Origin of the sequence: Vibrio albus (assembly GCF_003144035.1) — a bacterium.
Taxonomy (GTDB): Bacteria; Pseudomonadota; Gammaproteobacteria; order Enterobacterales; family Vibrionaceae; genus Vibrio; species Vibrio albus.
The window spans coordinates 1-1,213 of the sequence record NZ_QFWT01000028.1; the positions used below are offsets into that span (position 1 = coordinate 1).

The following is a 1,213-nucleotide window of genomic DNA, read 5'->3' on the forward strand; positions in this document are numbered from 1 at the left end:
CAGGGCGGGATCGCACTTTGTTAAAACTTGTTGAATGGTCATTATCGGCATGATCTAATAGGTTTTTCTGGCCAATTAGCTATCCGTATGACTCTCATTGAACATCTATCCGTCGTTGAAGAAACTAGCTCTCCTATCAACCAAAAGCATGACTTAGTCGATGTCATTTTTCTTGTTATCAGCGCCATTATGGCTGGTGCAGAGGGGTGGCAGGATATCCAAACCTATGGTGATGCTAAACAAGATTGGCTCAAGCGATACCGGCCGTTCGAGAATGGTATTCCGCGTCGTCATACCGTAGCCCGCATTCTTAAATCGGTTGTCGCGGAGTCGTTACTTGAAGCCCTGCTGAACTGGGTTAATGAGCACAGAGAGGCGCATAATAAACCCATTATCGCCTTTGATGGCAAGGTGCTTCGTGGCTCCTATCGCAATGACAGGAAAACCGCGCTACAACTTGTTACCGCTTATGATGTGGATAATGGTCTGGTACTCAGCCAGAAACCAACCGCTAATAAAAATGGCGAGATTAGTGTCGTTCGTCAGATGCTCGACATCCTTAATGTTAAGGGGAGTATCATCACCTTTGATGCTTTGCACTGTCAGCGAGAAACACTAGAAAAGGTCGCTGAAAGAAAGGCGCATGTCGTTGTTCAGGTTAAGAAAAATCAGCCTAAACTTTGGAGTGCAGTTCAATCACAATTCCAGGCAGTGTTCGATGCAGGGAAAGAAAAAGTCGTCACCGAAGTCGTTCAGGAAATTCATGGACGCAAAGAGGAACGTTACGTATTCCAGCTTAAACCAAAGTTCAATGATGAGCTTCAGGAACGTTGGCCGACGATCCGCAGTATCATTGCTGTAGAGCGGCACCGAACCATAAACGGCAAAGGCACAGTGGATACTTCCTACTATGTCAGTTCTATGTCGCCAAAGCATAAGCTCCTGGGACACTATATTCGCCAGCACTGGCGGATCGAGAACAGCCAACACTACGTGCTGGATGTGGTTTTCAAAGAAGATGACTCAAGGATCATGTTAGAAGGAGCGGTAGAAAATATCGCTCTGTTCAGACGGTTTGTTATGAACATGCTGAAGCAGTGCCACTGTGGTGCCCCAAGTCAGCGAAACAAGTTGAAAAAAGCTGGCTGGAGCGATGATTACCGGGCCCAGGTTTTCTTTGGTTAAGAACTGAGCAAAGTATGCTCCCGCCCTG

1 protein-coding gene is annotated in these 1,213 nt (G+C 46.7%); it reads left to right on the plus strand.

The window, feature by feature from the left end; translation table 11 throughout:
- The first annotated feature begins 87 nt into the window (after positions 1–87).
- Positions 88–1,185, plus strand: a complete 1,098-nt coding sequence (locus tag DI392_RS19350) for an ISAs1 family transposase (protein WP_109321332.1) — start codon at positions 88–90, stop codon at positions 1,183–1,185.
- Positions 1,186–1,213: the final 28 nt, after the last annotated feature.

Coding starts and splice junctions, on each gene's coding strand:
- DI392_RS19350 (WP_109321332.1), top strand. CDS start 88: ATGACTCTCATTGAACATCTATCCGTCGTTGAAGAAACTAGCTCTCCT.